Annotated in this window: 15 protein-coding genes; 10 read left to right on the top strand and 5 right to left on the bottom strand. The window is 74.0% G+C overall.

Features of this window, described 5'->3' with window-relative positions; translation table 11 throughout:
* Nucleotides 1-315, bottom strand: a 315-nt coding sequence (gene sepH / locus ACFU5J_RS20485) for a septation protein SepH (protein WP_430579951.1), incomplete at its 3' end; no start/stop codon positions are given.
* Between the two features lie 154 nt (nt 316-469).
* On the opposite strand from sepH, the gene ACFU5J_RS20480 reads away from it, so the two are divergent.
* From ACFU5J_RS20480 to ACFU5J_RS20470, 3 genes are all read left to right on the top strand, one after another.
* Complete coding sequence (locus tag ACFU5J_RS20480) at nt 470-1132, top strand: trimeric intracellular cation channel family protein (RefSeq protein ID WP_430575931.1); 663 nt, start codon at nt 470-472, stop codon at nt 1130-1132.
* 3 nt (nt 1133-1135) lie between these two features.
* Nucleotides 1136-1978 (top strand): inositol monophosphatase family protein, encoded by an 843-nt coding sequence (locus ACFU5J_RS20475; protein ID WP_430575930.1) that lies wholly within the window; start codon nt 1136-1138, stop codon nt 1976-1978.
* 269 nt (nt 1979-2247) lie between these two features.
* Nucleotides 2248-2547: a DUF4193 domain-containing protein gene (locus ACFU5J_RS20470; protein WP_429729811.1), complete on the top strand. Its 300-nt coding sequence runs from the start codon at nt 2248-2250 to the stop codon at nt 2545-2547.
* Nucleotides 2548-2670: 123 nt separating this feature from the next.
* On the opposite strand, the gene ACFU5J_RS20465 is transcribed toward ACFU5J_RS20470, so the two are convergent.
* Nucleotides 2671-3141 (bottom strand): DUF3093 domain-containing protein, encoded by a 471-nt coding sequence (locus tag ACFU5J_RS20465; protein WP_430575929.1) that lies wholly within the window; start codon nt 3139-3141, stop codon nt 2671-2673.
* Between the two features lie 75 nt (nt 3142-3216).
* Between ACFU5J_RS20465 and dut the strand changes: the two genes are divergently transcribed.
* The 4 genes from dut (at nt 3217) to ACFU5J_RS20445 (ending at nt 5838) form a co-directional block, all read left to right on the top strand.
* A complete protein-coding gene (gene dut / locus ACFU5J_RS20460) occupies nt 3217-3714 on the top strand; it encodes a dUTP diphosphatase (protein ID WP_430575928.1) in 498 nt (165 codons plus the stop codon).
* A 127-nt stretch (nt 3715-3841) separates the two neighbouring features.
* Complete coding sequence (locus tag ACFU5J_RS20455) at nt 3842-4597, top strand: DUF3710 domain-containing protein (RefSeq protein WP_430579950.1); 756 nt, start codon at nt 3842-3844, stop codon at nt 4595-4597.
* A 36-nt stretch (nt 4598-4633) separates the two neighbouring features.
* Entirely contained in the window at nt 4634-5002 is a 369-nt protein-coding gene (locus tag ACFU5J_RS20450; protein WP_430575926.1) for an OB-fold nucleic acid binding domain-containing protein, read from the top strand.
* Complete coding sequence (locus ACFU5J_RS20445; protein WP_430579949.1) at nt 4999-5838, top strand: DUF3159 domain-containing protein; 840 nt, start codon at nt 4999-5001, stop codon at nt 5836-5838. Before ACFU5J_RS20450 ends, ACFU5J_RS20445 begins: the two co-directional genes overlap by 4 nt.
* A 32-nt stretch (nt 5839-5870) precedes the next feature.
* Here the strand turns inward: ACFU5J_RS20445 and ACFU5J_RS20440 are convergent, their stop codons facing one another.
* Together ACFU5J_RS20440 and ACFU5J_RS20435 are read right to left on the bottom strand one after the other, a co-directional pair.
* A complete protein-coding gene (locus ACFU5J_RS20440) occupies nt 5871-6623 on the bottom strand; it encodes a potassium channel family protein (RefSeq protein WP_430575924.1) in 753 nt (250 codons plus the stop codon).
* Entirely contained in the window at nt 6623-7276 is a 654-nt protein-coding gene (locus ACFU5J_RS20435) for a potassium channel family protein (protein ID WP_430579952.1), read from the bottom strand. The genes ACFU5J_RS20440 and ACFU5J_RS20435 overlap by 1 nt, the downstream gene beginning before the upstream one ends.
* A 104-nt stretch (nt 7277-7380) precedes the next feature.
* Here ACFU5J_RS20435 and ACFU5J_RS20430 point away from each other — a divergent pair, with 104 nt between their 5' ends.
* Both ACFU5J_RS20430 and ACFU5J_RS20425 read left to right on the top strand, forming a co-directional pair.
* Complete coding sequence (locus ACFU5J_RS20430) at nt 7381-9375, top strand: APC family permease (protein WP_430575923.1); 1995 nt, start codon at nt 7381-7383, stop codon at nt 9373-9375.
* Between the two features lie 82 nt (nt 9376-9457).
* Nucleotides 9458-10756, top strand: a complete 1299-nt coding sequence (locus ACFU5J_RS20425) for a class I SAM-dependent RNA methyltransferase (RefSeq protein ID WP_430579948.1) — start codon at nt 9458-9460, stop codon at nt 10754-10756.
* An 80-nt stretch (nt 10757-10836) separates the two neighbouring features.
* On the opposite strand, the gene ACFU5J_RS20420 is transcribed toward ACFU5J_RS20425, so the two are convergent.
* On the bottom strand, nt 10837-11553 hold the full coding sequence (locus ACFU5J_RS20420) for a DUF5701 family protein (protein WP_430579947.1): 717 nt from the start codon (nt 11551-11553) through the stop codon (nt 10837-10839).
* Between the two features lie 257 nt (nt 11554-11810).
* Between ACFU5J_RS20420 and acnA the strand changes: the two genes are divergently transcribed.
* Nucleotides 11811-14564, top strand: a complete 2754-nt coding sequence (acnA, locus tag ACFU5J_RS20415) for an aconitate hydratase AcnA (protein ID WP_430575920.1) — start codon at nt 11811-11813, stop codon at nt 14562-14564.
* Nucleotides 14565-14599 lie beyond the last annotated feature (35 nt).

The raw sequence follows: 14599 nt of genomic DNA, 5'->3' as shown, positions 1-14599 counted from the left end.
GGCGCGCACCTGGCTGATCGCGTGGGCGCGCTCGGCGACCACCGGCCACTCGTAGCGCTGCACGTGCTCGACAGGGAGGCCCGCCTCCTCGGCCAGCTCCTCGGCCGACGCCCCGCCGCGCAGGCGCGCCTGCAGGTCGCGGGGGCGCAGGGTCGTCGCCTCCTGGGCGCGCAGCGCCTCGGTGCGCGGACGGTCCCGTCGCACCGCGGCGCGCAGCGCCTCCGTGATGGGCAGGGTGCTCTCGGTGCCGTCGGGGCCGCGCAGGACCAGGCGCTCACCGTCCTCGTGCAGCCTCACGAGCTCGAGCTCGGCCATGCTTCCTCCCTCACAGGTCGCCCACGGTGACGTTCCGTCGGGGCGGGTCCGCCGGTTCGAGGGTGCCACCGGCGCGGTGCGGTGCGGCGCAGGCGCGTCGGTGTGCCGTCGATTGGCGCGCCCACCGGGACGGCGCCTGCGAGGATGACGTCCCGTGGATGCGTTCACCTCCGGCCCGGTCTCCGTCGTCGAGCTCGTCGCGGTCTTCGTCGCGGCGGTCTCGGGCGGCCTCGCGGCCGTGCGCAAGAGGTTCGACGCCTTCGGCGTCCTCGTGCTCGCGTGGGTCACGGGCCTCGGCGGCGGCATCCTGCGCGACGTGCTCATCGGCGACACCCCGCCGGTCGGGATCTCGAGCTGGCGGCTGGTCGCCGCAGCCCTCGCCGCGGGGATCATCATCTTCTTCTTCCACCCGGGCCTGGAGCGCATGCGCCGCTTCATCCTGGTGCTGGACGCCGCCGCGCTGGCGCTGTTCGTGCTCCAGGGCACGACGAAGTCGCTCGGCCTCGGCGCGGGGGTGCTGGCGTCGGTCGTGGTCGGCGTGCTCACCGCGGTGGGCGGCGGCATCCTGCGGGACGTCCTCGTGGGGGAGGTGCCGCTCGTGTTCGCCGACCGCCAGCTCTACGCCGTGCCCGCCCTGGTGGGTGCCGGCATCACCGCGGCGCTGTGGCACGCCGGCGAGCTCGGGGTGTGGACGGGGCTCGGCGTCGTGGCGCTCGTCTTCGGCTTCCGCATCATGTCGCTCGCGCGCGGGTGGACCGTGCCGCACCCCGGGCCGGGCTGGACGGCGCGCTGGGGGCGCAGGTCCGGGAAGATGTAGCTCGTGGACGACATCGCGACGACGACCCCGGAGCACGACGTCGAGGCGCTGCGCGCCCTGGCCCGCAGCCTCGCCTGCGAGGCCGGCGCGCTGGTGCGCGACGGGAGGCCGGCACGCGTGGAGGTCGCGGCGACCAAGTCGAGCGCGGTCGACCCGGTGACGGAGATGGACCGCGCGTCGGAGGCGCTGCTGCGCGCGCGGCTCGCCGCGGAGCGGCCGCACGACGCGATCCTCGGCGAGGAGGGGGACGACGTCCCCGGCACCTCCGGCCTCACCTGGGTGCTCGACCCGATCGACGGCACCGTCAACTACCTCTACGGCGTCGCGTCGTACGCGGTGTCCGTGGCGGTCGTCGCCGGGCCGGTCGACCCGGAGCGCTGGACGGCGCTGGCCGGGTGCGTGCACTCGGTCGTCGACGGCCGCACCTGGACCGCTGCCCGCGGGGGCGGCGCCGAGCGCGACGGCACGCCGCTGCACGTGAACCGTCCGGCGTCGCTCGCCGGGTCCCTGCTGGCCACGGGCTTCGGCTACGCGAGCGAGCGGCGCGCCGAGCAGGCCCGGGTCCTGGTGGACGTCCTGCCGCGGGTGCGGGACATCCGGCGCCTGGGGTCGGCGGCGATCGACCTGTGCCTCCTGGCCGACGGCGCGGTCGACCTCTACTACGAGCGCGGGCTCAACCCCTGGGACCTGGCGGCCGGCGCGCTCGTGGCCGCCGAGGCCGGCGCGTGGGTCGGGGGGCTGCGGGGGCGCGGGCCGGGCACCACGATGACGGTCGCGGGTGCGCCGCCCGTGGTCGACGAGCTGGTCCGGCTGCTCGAGGACGCGGGCGCCGACAGCGGCGCCTGACGGCGAACGGTTTCGGGCCGGCGGGCGTCGTCGGGCGAGGTGAAAAAGTTCGTCACCGCTCGGCCGTCCGCTGGCGGCGAACGCCACGCAACCGCGGGTGTCGCCGCAGGTCAGGGGCCGATGACGGTGCTGTGACACGGGGAACACCTCGCGGTGTCGCGCGCCCGCCCGAAATGGTGCACAATCCGTGGGCCGACCGGGAACAAAACCCGGTCACCGAGCATTATCAGCGCGTACCGATACCGACACCACGGAGCGTGACCACACAGATGGCAACCGACTACGACGCCCCCCGCAAGAACGACGAGGACGTGGAGCAGGACTCGATCCAGGAGCTCCAGGCGCGTCGTTCCGACAAGTCGTCGGGTGTCGTCGACGAGGACGAGACGGAGGCCGCGGAAGGCTTCGAGCTTCCCGGCGCCGACCTGTCCGGCGAGGAGCTCGCGGTCCGCGTCCTGCCCCGCCAGGCCGACGAGTTCACCTGCACGAGCTGTTTCCTCGTCCACCACCGCAGCCAGCTGGCCTACGAGAAGAACGGCCAGATGATCTGCACGGAGTGCGCTGCCTGAGCCGCAGCCCCTGATCCACCGCCGGGGGCGCGCGCAGCACCACGGACGACACGGGCCGTCACGTCGAGGACGTGACGGCCTTCGTCGTTCCTGGCGGGCGCGCCGGGCGCGGGCCCGCGGCGGTCAGCCGCGCAGCGCGGCGGCGAGCTCCTGCGGGCGCCGCGTCGACAGGAGCCAGTAGGGCGTCGGGTCCAACGGGTCCTCGAGGTCCGCGCGCACCCCGGTGCGCGCCCACGCGCGCAGGCACACGAAGGCGCGGGCGTCGAGGGCGGTGCCCAGCGCGGTGCGCATCTCCTCGGGGCTGTCCATCGTCGTGATCTCGCCGAGGACGTCGACCCCGATCTGCGCGCGGCCGGCGCGCAGCCGGCCGTCCGCGACCTCGATGACGGGCGAGGTGGCGAGGAGGGCCGCGAGCGTGCCCGCCGCGACGACGAGCCCGATCACCGCCCCGACGGCGTGCGCGAGCGGCCACAGGGTCACCCCGACGATGATCCCCAGCCCGACCGCGCCGCACCAGGCGCCCGGGCCGGGCGAGAGGCGCTCGCGGAAGGCCGGTCCGGCGGTGGGGGAGAGGTCGGGCTGGGGCTCGCTCATGGGCCCATCATCCCAGCACCGCGCGGGCCCGGTGACCGCCCCTCGGTCGGCTGCTCGGTCGGCTACGCTTCGCGGGTGTCCGACACCGCCAGCCAGACCGTGACCCCGTCCGCGAGCCACGACGCGAGCACCGTGGACGTCCTCGTCACCCTGCTCGAGGACGTGCCGACCCCCGCGTACGCGCACCCTGGCGACGCGGGTGCCGACCTCGTGACGACCGTGGACGTCGAGATCCCGCCGCAGGGCCGCGTCACGGTGCCCACCGGTGTCGCGATCGCGCTGCCGGAGGGGTACGCGGCGTTCGTGCACCCGCGCTCGGGCCTCGCCGCGAAGCACGGCGTCACCGTGGTGAACGCGCCGGGCACCATCGACGCGGGCTACCGCGGCGAGATCAAGGTGATCCTCCTGAACACGGACGTGGCCGAGCCGGTGCGCCTCCGCCGGGGCGACCGGGTGGCCCAGCTCGTGGTCCAGCGCGTGGAGCACGCCCGCTTCCTCGTCGCGACGAGCCTGCCGGGCTCGCACCGCGGCGACGGCGGCCTCGGCTCCAGCGGCGGCTTCGCAGGAGCCTGACCGGCGGCGCCGTCCGGCGACGCCGCGGTCGGGCCGGCGGTGGGCCGAACCGGTCTACTGTGGGAGATGGGTAGGACCAGCTCGGACCGATCACCGGACGAGCAGGACGACGAGAAGGAGATCCTCCGTGGGGCTGTTCCGGCGCAACGCGTCGAAGAAGGAGACCGGCGAGGGCCGCGAGACGGCGCCCGAGGTCGCGGCTCCGGCCGACGGCGAGGACGCCGGCGCGACGGAGCGCCCCGAGCGCGGGCCGTTCGACTCCTCCCAGGTGACGGGCATGGGCCCGCGCGTGGACCTGGGCGCCATCTGGCTGCCCGTGCTGCCCGGCCTCGAGCTGCGCATGGAGGTCGACAAGAAGACCCAGAAGGTCACCGGTGTCTCGGCGACCCTCGGCGGGTCCGGCCTGCAGGTGCAGGCGTTCGCGGCCCCCCGCACGGACGGGATCTGGGACGAGGTGCGCGCCGAGATCGGTACGTCCATCACCCGCCAGGGCGGCACCGTCGACGACGTGCCGGGCACGTTCGGGCGCGAGCTGATCGCGCGCATCCCGGCCACGGGCCCCGACGGGCAGCCGGCCGTGCGCCCCGCCCGCTTCGTGGGCTTCGACGGCCCGCGCTGGTTCCTGCGCGGAGTCCTGTCCGGCCGTGCCGCGATCGACCCGGAGGCGGCGCGCCCGCTGGAGTCCGTCTTCGCGAACGTGGTCGTCGTCCGTGACGGCAACCCCCGTCCGCCGCGCGACCTGCTCACCCTCTCGCTGCCGAAGAACGCCCGCCAGGGCGGCACCCCGGACGGCGAGCCCGCGGACGGCCCCGACGGCGCCGCGCCGCAGACGCCGTCGTTCGACCCCCTGACCCGCGGCCCGGAGATCACCGAGATCCGGTGACCGGCCCACGGCCCTGACCACCTGCCTGGAGCACTGATGTCCCTGCGTACCGCCGTCCAGCACGCGCTGGCCTCGGCCGACGAGGTCGCCGCCGACGAGGAACGGCACGAGGCGGCCACCTACCGCGGCTGCACGCCCGTGTCGGAGCTGAGCGACCGCAGGCGCGCCAGCGCGGCCGGGTCGCTGCGCTCGGTCGTGCTGCGGCCCCGCGAGGGCGTCCCCACCGTCGAGGCGGAGCTGTACGACGGGTCGGGCTCGCTCGACCTGGTGTGGCTCGGCCGCCGGTCCATCGCCGGTATCGACCCGGGTCGTCGGATCCGCGTGGAGGGCCTGGTCTGCGACGTCGACGGACGCCGCACCATGTTCAACCCCCGCTACGAGCTGCGCGCGCGGGCCGGCGAGTGAGCCACGCGACGGGCGGGGCCGCCGGGCAGGGCCCGGCGGCCGACGGGCGCGGCGTGCGCGCCGTCACGGGGGAGTCGTTCTCGTTCGGGCAGGCGGTCGGCGGCGCGCGCGGCGTGGTCGAGGCGGTCCTGCCCGGCCTCGTGTTCGTCGTGCTCTACGTCATCACCTCCGAGCTGACCTGGGCCCTCGTGGCGTCGGTGGGTGCCGCGCTGGTCGCCGTCGTCGCGCGCCTCGCGCAGCGCACGCCGATCACCCAGGCGCTCGGCGGGCTGCTCGGCATCGGCGTCGGCGTCTTCTGGGCGTGGCGCTCGGGCGAGGCGCAGAACTTCTACGCGTGGGGGCTGTGGACCAACGCGGCGTATCTCGCGGTGATCCTCGTGTCGCTCGCGCTGCGCTGGCCCGTCGTCGGGCTCGTGGTCGAGGCCGTGCGCGGCGGGCTCGCCGACGTCGCGGCCGACCGCGCCCGCGGCGGGCAGCCGGCCGACCGGGGCGACGGCGCCCACACCGACCCGGCCGGCGCGGACACCGCTCCGAACCCGCTCGCGGCCCTGGTCGCCTGGCGCAAGGACCCGGACCTCGTGCGCCGGTACACGCTCGCGACGTGGTTCTGGGCGGGGCTGTTCGCGGTGCGGCTGCTGGTCAAGGTGCCGCTGTACTTCTCGGGCGACATCGGCTGGCTGGGGACCGCCCACCTGGTGCTCGGCGTCCCGCTGTGGGGCCTGGTGCTGTGGCTGACGTGGGTCGTCGTGCGCGGTGCGCACGGCGGCGACGACCGGCCCGCGGTCGAGGACCGCGAGCCGGCCGGGCCCGCCGACCAGGATCGGCCGGCCGGTTGAGCCGCTGGTGAGCCGCGACTACCGGTGAGCCGCTAGAAGTCGTCGTCGCCCGCGTCGAGGGTGGTGGCCGCAGCCTCCGGGGCGACGAGCGGGGCGCCCTCCTCGATCGCGGGGACGCTCGGGCCGCCGGTGGCCAGCAGCCGCTGGAGCGCCTCCTCGTCCGCCTGGCTGCCCATGACGAGCACCAGCTCGTCGCCCGACTCCAGGGTGTCGTCCACCGTCGGGGCGAGCGGCTGCGAGCCGCGCACGACGCACGCGAGCACCGTGTCCGTGGGCCAGCCGACGGAGCCGACCCGCGCCCCGACGAGCGGGGAGTCGGTGGGCAGCGTCACCTCGACGATGTCCGCGCCGGACTGGTGGAACGTGAAGATCCGCACCAGGTCGCCGACCGCCACGGCCTCCTCGACCATCGCCGTCATGATCCGCGGCGTCGACACCGCGACGTCCACGCCCCACGACCCGTCGAACATCCACTCGTTCTTCGGGTTGTTGACGCGCGCGACGGTCCGCGGCACGCCGAACTCCGTCTTGCACAGCAGCGAGAAGACGAGGTTCGCCTTGTCGTCGCCCGTGGCCCCCACGACGACGTCGGCGCTGGCCACGTCGGTGGCCTCGAGCGAGGACAGCTCGCAGGCGTCGGCGAGCAGCCAGTCCGCCTCCGGCACCTGGGCCACGCGCATCGCGGCGGGGTTCTTGTCGATGAGCACGACCTCGTGGTCGTGCGAGAGCAGCTCGCGGGCGATGGACCGGCCCACCGACCCGGCCCCGGCGACGACGACGCGCATCAGCTGTCCCCCTGCCGCGGCTCGTGGGTGAGGACCCGCTCGACGGCGGCGGCGTCGTCGACGCGCATGAGCACGTGCAGCACGTCGTTCTCCTGCAGCACGGAGGACGCGGTGGGCACCACGCCGTCGGTGTACCGGGACAGGAAGGCGACGCGGGCGCCCGTGGCCTCCTCGATGCGGCGCACCGTGGTGCCGGCCCAGGCGGCGTGGTAGTCGACCTGGGCGAGGCGTACCTGCCCGGACGGGTCGCGGTACTCGTCGGTGGCCCCGAACGGGAGCATCCGGCGCAGCACCTGGTCGGCCGTCCAGCGCACCGTCGCGACGGTGGGGATGCCGAGCCGTTGGTAGATCTCGGCCCGCTGCGGGTCGTAGATGCGCGCCACGACGTTCTCGACGCCGTACGTCTCGCGCGCGACGCGCGCGGCGAGCACGTTGGAGTTGTCGCCGTCCGAGACGGCGGCGAACGCGTACGTGTCCTCGATGCCGGCCTGGACGAGGGTGTCGCGGTCGAAGCCGACGCCCGTCACCTTCTGGCCGGAGAACCCGGCCGGCAGGCGGCGGAACGCGTCGGGGTTCTGGTCGACGACGGCCACCGAGTGGCCGTGGGACTCGATCGTCTGCGCGAGCGTCGACCCGACGCGTCCGCAGCCCATGATCACGAAGTGCACGAGCGAAACGCTATACCTCGCGAGACCGTCCTTCCTCGCGGTGCCCCGGCGCGAGACGGCGGGCCTCGCGGGGCATAGCATTGCTCGACGTGTCGGACATCGCGGACGCTGCCAAACGGCTCCTCATCGGGCGCCCCATGCGCAGCGAGAACCTGGGGCACACGCTCCTGCCCAAGCGCGTCGCGCTGCCCGTCTTCGCGTCGGACGCGCTGTCGTCCGTGGCGTACGCGCCGGACGAGATCCTCCTGACCCTCGCGGTCGCCGGGATCGCCGCGACCACGGTCTCCCCGTGGGTCGGGCTCGTCGTCGTCGTGGTGCTGCTCGTGGTGGTGTCGTCGTACCGGCAGAACGTGCGGGCCTACCCGTCGGGCGGCGGTGACTACGAGGTCGCGACCACGAACCTGGGACCGTCCGCCGGCATCGGCGTGGCGTCGGCCCTGCTGGTCGACTACGTCCTCACGGTGGCGGTGTCGATCTCCTCGGGCGCGCAGTACGCGGCGTCCGCGCTGCCGTTCCTGCGGGGCCACGAGGCCCTGTTCGCGGTGATCGTCGTCGTGATCCTCACGGTGATGAACCTGCGCGGCGTGCGCGAGTCGGGCACGGTCTTCGCGATCCCGACCTACTGCTTCATGGCGCTCATCGGGCTGCTCGCCGTGGTCGGGGCGATCCGCTGGTTCGCGGGCGACCTGCCGCTCGCCGAGAGCGCGAACTTCGAGATCACGCCCGAGGCGGGCTTCGACCAGGGGCTCACGGGGCTCGCGGGCGCGTTCCTGCTCGCGCGGGCCTTCGCCTCCGGCTGTGCGGCGCTGACCGGCGTCGAGGCGATCAGCAACGGCGTGCCGGCGTTCCGCAAGCCCAAGTCGCGCAACGCGGCGACCACCCTCGCCCTGCTGGGCGGCATCTCCGCCACGATGATGATCGCGATCCTGCTGCTCGCCCAGGCCACGGGCGTGAAGTACGTGGAGGACGCGCACGAGCAGCTGACCTCCGGCGGCCAGCCGCTGCCGGCGGACTACAACCAGCACCCCGTGATCAGCCAGCTCGCGGGCGCGGTGTTCCAGGGGTTCACGCCGCTGTTCGTGGCGATCTCCGTCGTCACCGGCCTGATCCTGGTGCTCGCGGCCAACACGGCCTTCAACGGCTTCCCGGTGCTCGGCTCGATCCTGGCGAAGGACGGCTTCCTGCCGCGCCAGCTGCACACCCGCGGCGACCGGCTCGCCTTCTCGAACGGCATCATCACCCTCGCCGTCGCGGCGATCGTCCTCATCGTGGCGTTCGACGCCCAGGTGACCCGCCTCATCCAGCTCTACATCGTGGGCGTGTTCGTGTCGTTCACGCTGTCCCAGCTGGGCATGGTGCGGCACTGGACGCGGGCGCTGCGCAAGGAGCCCGACCCCAAGGAGCGCGCGCGGATGCAGCGCTCCCGCGTGGTCAACGGCGTCGGCTTCGTGATGACGGCGACGGTGCTCGTCATCGTGCTCGCCACGAAGTTCACCCACGGCGCCTGGATCACGCTGCTCGCCATGGGCGTGCTCTTCGGCCTCATGAAGGCGATCCGCTCCCACTACGACCGGGTGCGCCAGGAGCTGGCCCTCGACGACGTGGCGGGGGCGCGCGCGCTGCCGAGCCGCGTGCACGCCATCGTGCTGGTCTCCAAGATCCACAAGCCGACGATGAGGGCGCTCGCGTACGCGCGGGCGTCCCGGCCGTCCGTGCTCGAGGCCGTGACGGTGGGCGTCGACGCCGACGAGATCGCCGACATCCGGCACCGCTGGGAGGAGCTCGACCTGCCCGTGCCGCTGCGCGTGCTCGACTCCCCGTTCCGCGAGATCACGCGCCCCGTGCTGAAGTACGTGCGGTCCGTGCGCCGTGACTCGCCGCGCGACCTGGTGGTCGTGTACATCCCCGAGTACGTGGTGGGCCACTGGTGGGAGCAGCTGCTGCACAACCAGTCCGCGCTGCGGCTCAAGGGACGCCTGCTCTTCACCCCCGGCGTGGTCGTGGCGTCCGTGCCGTGGCAGCTCTCGTCGTCGGCCGGCCAGACCGGCCTGGAGGGCACCTCGCCCCGCGGCCCGCGGTACTGATCCCCGCGGGCCTCTCCGTGGGTCGGGCACGACACAGCCGCCGCGGTCGGCCCGCGCCCGGGTCCGGGGGAGAATGGTGCCCATGCCCCGACCTCGCCGTTCCGCGCCGCGCCCCCGCACCACCGCCCCCGACCCCGAGGTGGGGCGCGAGGTCGAGCTGGAGGTCGGCCCGATCGCGCACGGCGGCCACTGCGTGGCCCGGCTCGACGGCCGCGTCGTCTTCGTGCGGCACACCCTGCCGGGCGAGCGCGTGCGCGCCCGCGTCACCGAGACCGGCTCCCGGTTCTGGCGCGCGGACGCCGTCGAGGTCCTCGAGGCGTCGCCCGACCGCGTCCCGTCCGCCTGGCCGGAGGCCGGCCCGGGCGGCGTGGGCGGCGGCGAGCTGGCGCACGTCGCCCTCCCCGCGCAGCGCCGGTGGAAGGCCGCCGTCCTCGCCGAGCAGCTCCAGCGCCTCGCGCGCCTCGAGCGCGACGTCGAGGTCGAGGCCGCGCCCGGCGACGACGAGCGCGGTGGCCTCGGCTACCGCACGCGCGTCGACCTCGTGGCCGACGCCGAGGGCCGCGCGGGGATGCGGCGGTTCCGCAGCCACGACGTCGTCCCCCTGGAGGGGATGCCGCTGGGTAGCGACGAGGTCGCCGCGCTCGCCGAGGCGGAGGGCGTGTGGACGCGGCGCTGGCACCCGGGCGCGCAGCTCCAGCTGGTGGCGCCCGCGGACGGCGCCGACCCCGTCCTGCTCGTCGACGACGTGCCCTGGCGCCGCGGCCGCGGGGACACGCGCCCCAACGCCCGCCGCGCGGTCGCCGAGACGGTGCGCGCCGGCGGGGCCGAGCACCGCTACCGCGTCGCGGCCGACGGCTTCTGGCAGGTGCACCGGGCGGCGCCCGACCTGCTGACCGGCGCGGTGCTCGACGCCGTGCACGACGCCGACGGCGCCACCGTGCTCGACCTGTACTCGGGCGCGGGCCTGTTCACCGTGCCGCTCGCCGCGGCGGTCGGCGGCTCCGGCCGTGTCGTGGCGGTCGAGGGCGACGCCCGCGCCGTGAAGGACGCCCGCCGCAACGCCCACGACCTGCCGCAGGTCGAGCTGCACCTGGGCGCCGTCGACCGCGTCCTCGCCGACGGCGATGCCTCGGGGAACGACGTGGGCGCCGCCGACGTCGTCGTGCTCGACCCGCCCCGCGCCGGCGCCGGCCGGGCCGTGGTCGACGCGATCGCCGGCCGCGGGCCGCGCCGCGTCGTCTACGTGGCGTGCGACCCCGCGGCCCTCGCCCGCGACGTGGCGTACCTCGCCGGGCACGGCTACGAGCTCGCCGGGCTGCGCGCGTTCGACCTCTTCCCGATGACGCACCACGTGGAGGCCGTCGCGGTCCTGGACCGCTGACCGGTCCGCATCGAGCGTGCTGACTTGATCCCTAAACCGGCCGTTCGAGGATCACGTCAGCACGCTCGACGTCGTCCGGGTCAGGCGTGCCGGCCCGTCGTCGACGCGAACCCGAGCCACGTGTGCCGGTTGCGCCACCAGCACCAGCCGACCTTGGGCGCGCCGCGGCGGGCGCTCCCGTCGCGGCCCGTGCCGTTCGAGATCCAGACGGCGGGCGTGCGGGCGTCGTAGGTGCCGTTCGCGCGGCGCAGCCGGGAGCCGATGGTCATGAAGCAGAGGTTCCGGGCGAGCGCGTCGGGGGACTGCAGCACCCAGTGGATCCCCTCGGCGAGGGTGAGCGGGCTGCGGCCGCGGGCGGCGATCGCGGGCTCCGCCTCCTCGGGCGACCAGTTCGCCATCGCGTCGCCGCGGTCCACGGCGGCGACCGCGTAGACGTCGGTGTCGGGGACGTCGAGGCCGGGCACGGGCGCGAAGTCGTCGACGTCGGTCATGTCGACGACGACGAAGCCCTCGCGCTCCACGGGGCGCCCCCGCACGGCGGCCTGGCGGCGCAGGTGCCCGGCGAGGGCGGACGGCGGCAGCAGCCGCGGGTGCACGACCAGGAGCGACCCCGTGGGGGCCGTCCGTGCGAGGTCGGCGGCGGCGGCACGCAGCGCGGCAGGGGTGAGGGACTCGGGCGGCACGACGCCGCGCCCGATCAGCACCTCGGCCTGGGCGGCGAGCGGCGGCAGCACGGGCGGCGCGTCGGGGGCGGTGGTCGCGGCGGGGGACTCGGGGGCGGGTGCGGGCAGCGTCATCGGGCGTCCTTCCGGTCGAGGGCAGCAGCACAACGTCCGGCCCCGCGGCCTTGTTCCCGTGCGCCGTACGGGAATGGCGGCGCCGCCCTCGGCGCAGGGACCTGACGCCGAGATATCTTGACGTCAAGATATATGGGCTATGCTGGTGATGTGCCCGGCGTACGCTGGGCGGAGCCCCCCAGAACCCACGGCGTCGGAACCGTCGCGCCGCAGCGCGCACGGTGCCGCCGTCGGCCAGCCCCGCAGAAGGAGCCGCAGTGAGCAGCGTGGACACGTTCGGATCGAAGGGATCGCTGGAGGTCGGCGGGAAGGCCTACGAGATCTTCCGCCTCTCCGCCGTCGAGGGCGCCGAGCGCCTCCCGTACTCCCTGAAGATCCTCGCCGAGAACCTCCTGCGCACCGAGGACGGTGCCAACATCACGGCCGACCACGTGCGCGCCCTCGCGTCCTGGGACCCGGACGCGCAGCCCGACACGGAGATCCAGTTCACGCCGGCGCGCGTGATCATGCAGGACTTCACCGGCGTGCCCTGCGTCGTCGACCTCGCCACGATGCGCGAGGCCGTCGCGGAGCTCGGCGGCGACCCGTCGAAGATCAACCCCCTGGCGCCCGCCGAGATGGTCATCGACCACTCCGTGCAGATCGACGTCGCCGGCCGCGCCGACGCGTTCGTCCGCAACGTCGAGTTCGAGTACCAGCGCAACCACGAGCGCTACCAGTTCCTGCGCTGGGGCCAGACGGCGTTCGACGACTTCAAGGTCGTCCCCCCGGGCACCGGCATCGTGCACCAGGTCAACATCGAGTACCTGGCCCGCACCGTCATGACCCGCGAGGTCGACGGCGTCCTGCGCGCCTACCCCGACACCTGCGTCGGCACCGACTCGCACACCACGATGGTCAACGGCCTCGGCGTCCTGGGCTGGGGCGTCGGCGGCATCGAGGCCGAGGCTGCCATGCTCGGCCAGCCGGTGTCGATGCTCATCCCGCGCGTGGTCGGCTTCAAGCTGTCGGGCTCCATCCCGGCCGGCGTGACCGCGACCGACGTCGTGCTCACCATCACCCAGATGCTGCGCCAGCACGGCGTGGTCGGGAAGTTCGTCGAGTTCTACGGCGCCGGCGTCGCCCAGGTGCCGCTGGCCAACCGCGCCACCATCGGCAACATGAGCCCCGAGTTCGGCTCGACGGCCGCGATCTTCCCGATCGACGACGTCACCCTGGACTACCTGCGCCTCACCGGCCGCAGCGACGAGCAGCTCGCGCTCGTCGAGGCGTACGCCAAGGAGCAGGGCCTGTGGCTCGACCCGAGCGCCGCGTCCTACGTGGAGCCGAAGTTCTCGGAGTACCTCGAGCTGGACCTCGGCACGGTCGTGCCGTCGATCGCCGGCCCGAAGCGCCCGCAGGACCGCATCGAGCTCTCGCACGCCAAGTCGGCCTTCGGTCGCGACCTGCCGGTGTACGCCCCCGAGGTCACGGACGTCGTCGACGAGGCCGAGAAGGAGTCCTTCCCGGCCTCCGACTCGCCCGCCATCCACGCGAACGGCCGCCGCACGGTGCCCGTGACCGACAGCGAGGGCAAGCAGTTCGACCTGTTCCACGGCGCGGTCGCGATCGCCTCGATCACCTCGTGCACGAACACGTCGAACCCGTCCGTGATGCTCGCGGCGGCGCTCCTGGCCAAGAAGGCCGTGGAGAAGGGCCTCGTGTCCAAGCCGTGGGTCAAGACGTCGATGGCGCCCGGCTCGCAGGTCGTGACGAACTACTACGAGAAGGCCGGCCTCTGGCCGTACCTCGAGAAGCTCGGCTTCCACCTCGTGGGCTACGGCTGCGCCACCTGCATCGGCAACTCCGGCCCGCTGGACGAGAAGATCTCCGAGGCCGTCAACGAGCACGACCTCGCCGTCGTCTCGGTGCTGTCCGGCAACCGGAACTTCGAGGGCCGCATCAACCCCGACGTGAAGATGAACTACCTGGCGTCCCCGCCGCTGGTCATCGCCTACGCGCTCGCGGGCACGATGGAGTTCGACTTCGAGTCCGACCCGCTGGGCCGCGACGAGGCCGGCAACCCGGTGTTCCTGCGGGACATCTGGCCCACGCCGGAGGAGGTCCAGGCCACGATCGACGCCTCGATCGACCGCGACATGTTCACCAAGGACTACGCGGACGTCTTCACGGGCGACGAGCGGTGGCGCGCGCTGGAGACCCCGGAGGGCGACACGTTCTCCTGGGACGGCGAGTCCACCTACGTGCGCAAGCCCCCGTACTTCGAGGGCATGGGCGCCGAGCCGTCGCCGGTCTCCGACATCTCGGGGGCCCGCGTGCTCGCGAAGCTCGGCGACTCCGTCACGACCGACCACATCTCGCCCGCCGGCTCCATCAAGGCGGACAGCCCGGCCGGCGTGTACCTGGCCGAGCACGGCGTGGGGCGTCGCGACTTCAACAGCTACGGCTCGCGCCGCGGCAACCACGAGGTCATGATCCGCGGCACGTTCGCCAACATCCGCCTCAAGAACCAGCTGCTCGACGGCGTCGAGGGCGGCTTCACGTTCAACTTCGTGAAGAACGCCCAGGACACCATCTACGACGCGGCGCAGGACTACGCGGCGCAGGGCACCCCGCTGGTCGTGCTCGGCGGCAAGGAGTACGGCTCCGGCTCGTCGCGCGACTGGGCCGCCAAGGGCACCGCGCTCCTGGGCGTCAAGGCCGTCATCACCGAGTCGTTCGAGCGCATCCACCGCTCCAACCTCATCGGCATGGGCGTGCTGCCGCTGCAGTTCCCGGCCGGCGAGAACGCGGACTCGCTCGGCCTGGACGGCACCGAGTCGTTCGACTTCGCGGGCATCACCGCGCTGAACGACGGCGCCACCCCGGAGACCGTCAAGGTCACCGCGACCAAGGCCGACGGCACGTCCGTCGAGTTCGACGCCGTGGTGCGCATCGACACGCCCGGTGAGGCGGACTACTACCGCAACGGCGGCATCCTGCAGTACGTGCTGCGCTCGCTCGTCGCCTGACGAACAGCACCGCACCACGACGGCGCCCCGTCCCT

This window comes from Isoptericola sp. NPDC057559, assembly GCF_042801555.1.
GTDB lineage: Bacteria > Actinomycetota > Actinomycetes > Actinomycetales > Cellulomonadaceae > Isoptericola.
This window is presented reverse-complemented; position numbering and strand designations above follow the sequence as displayed.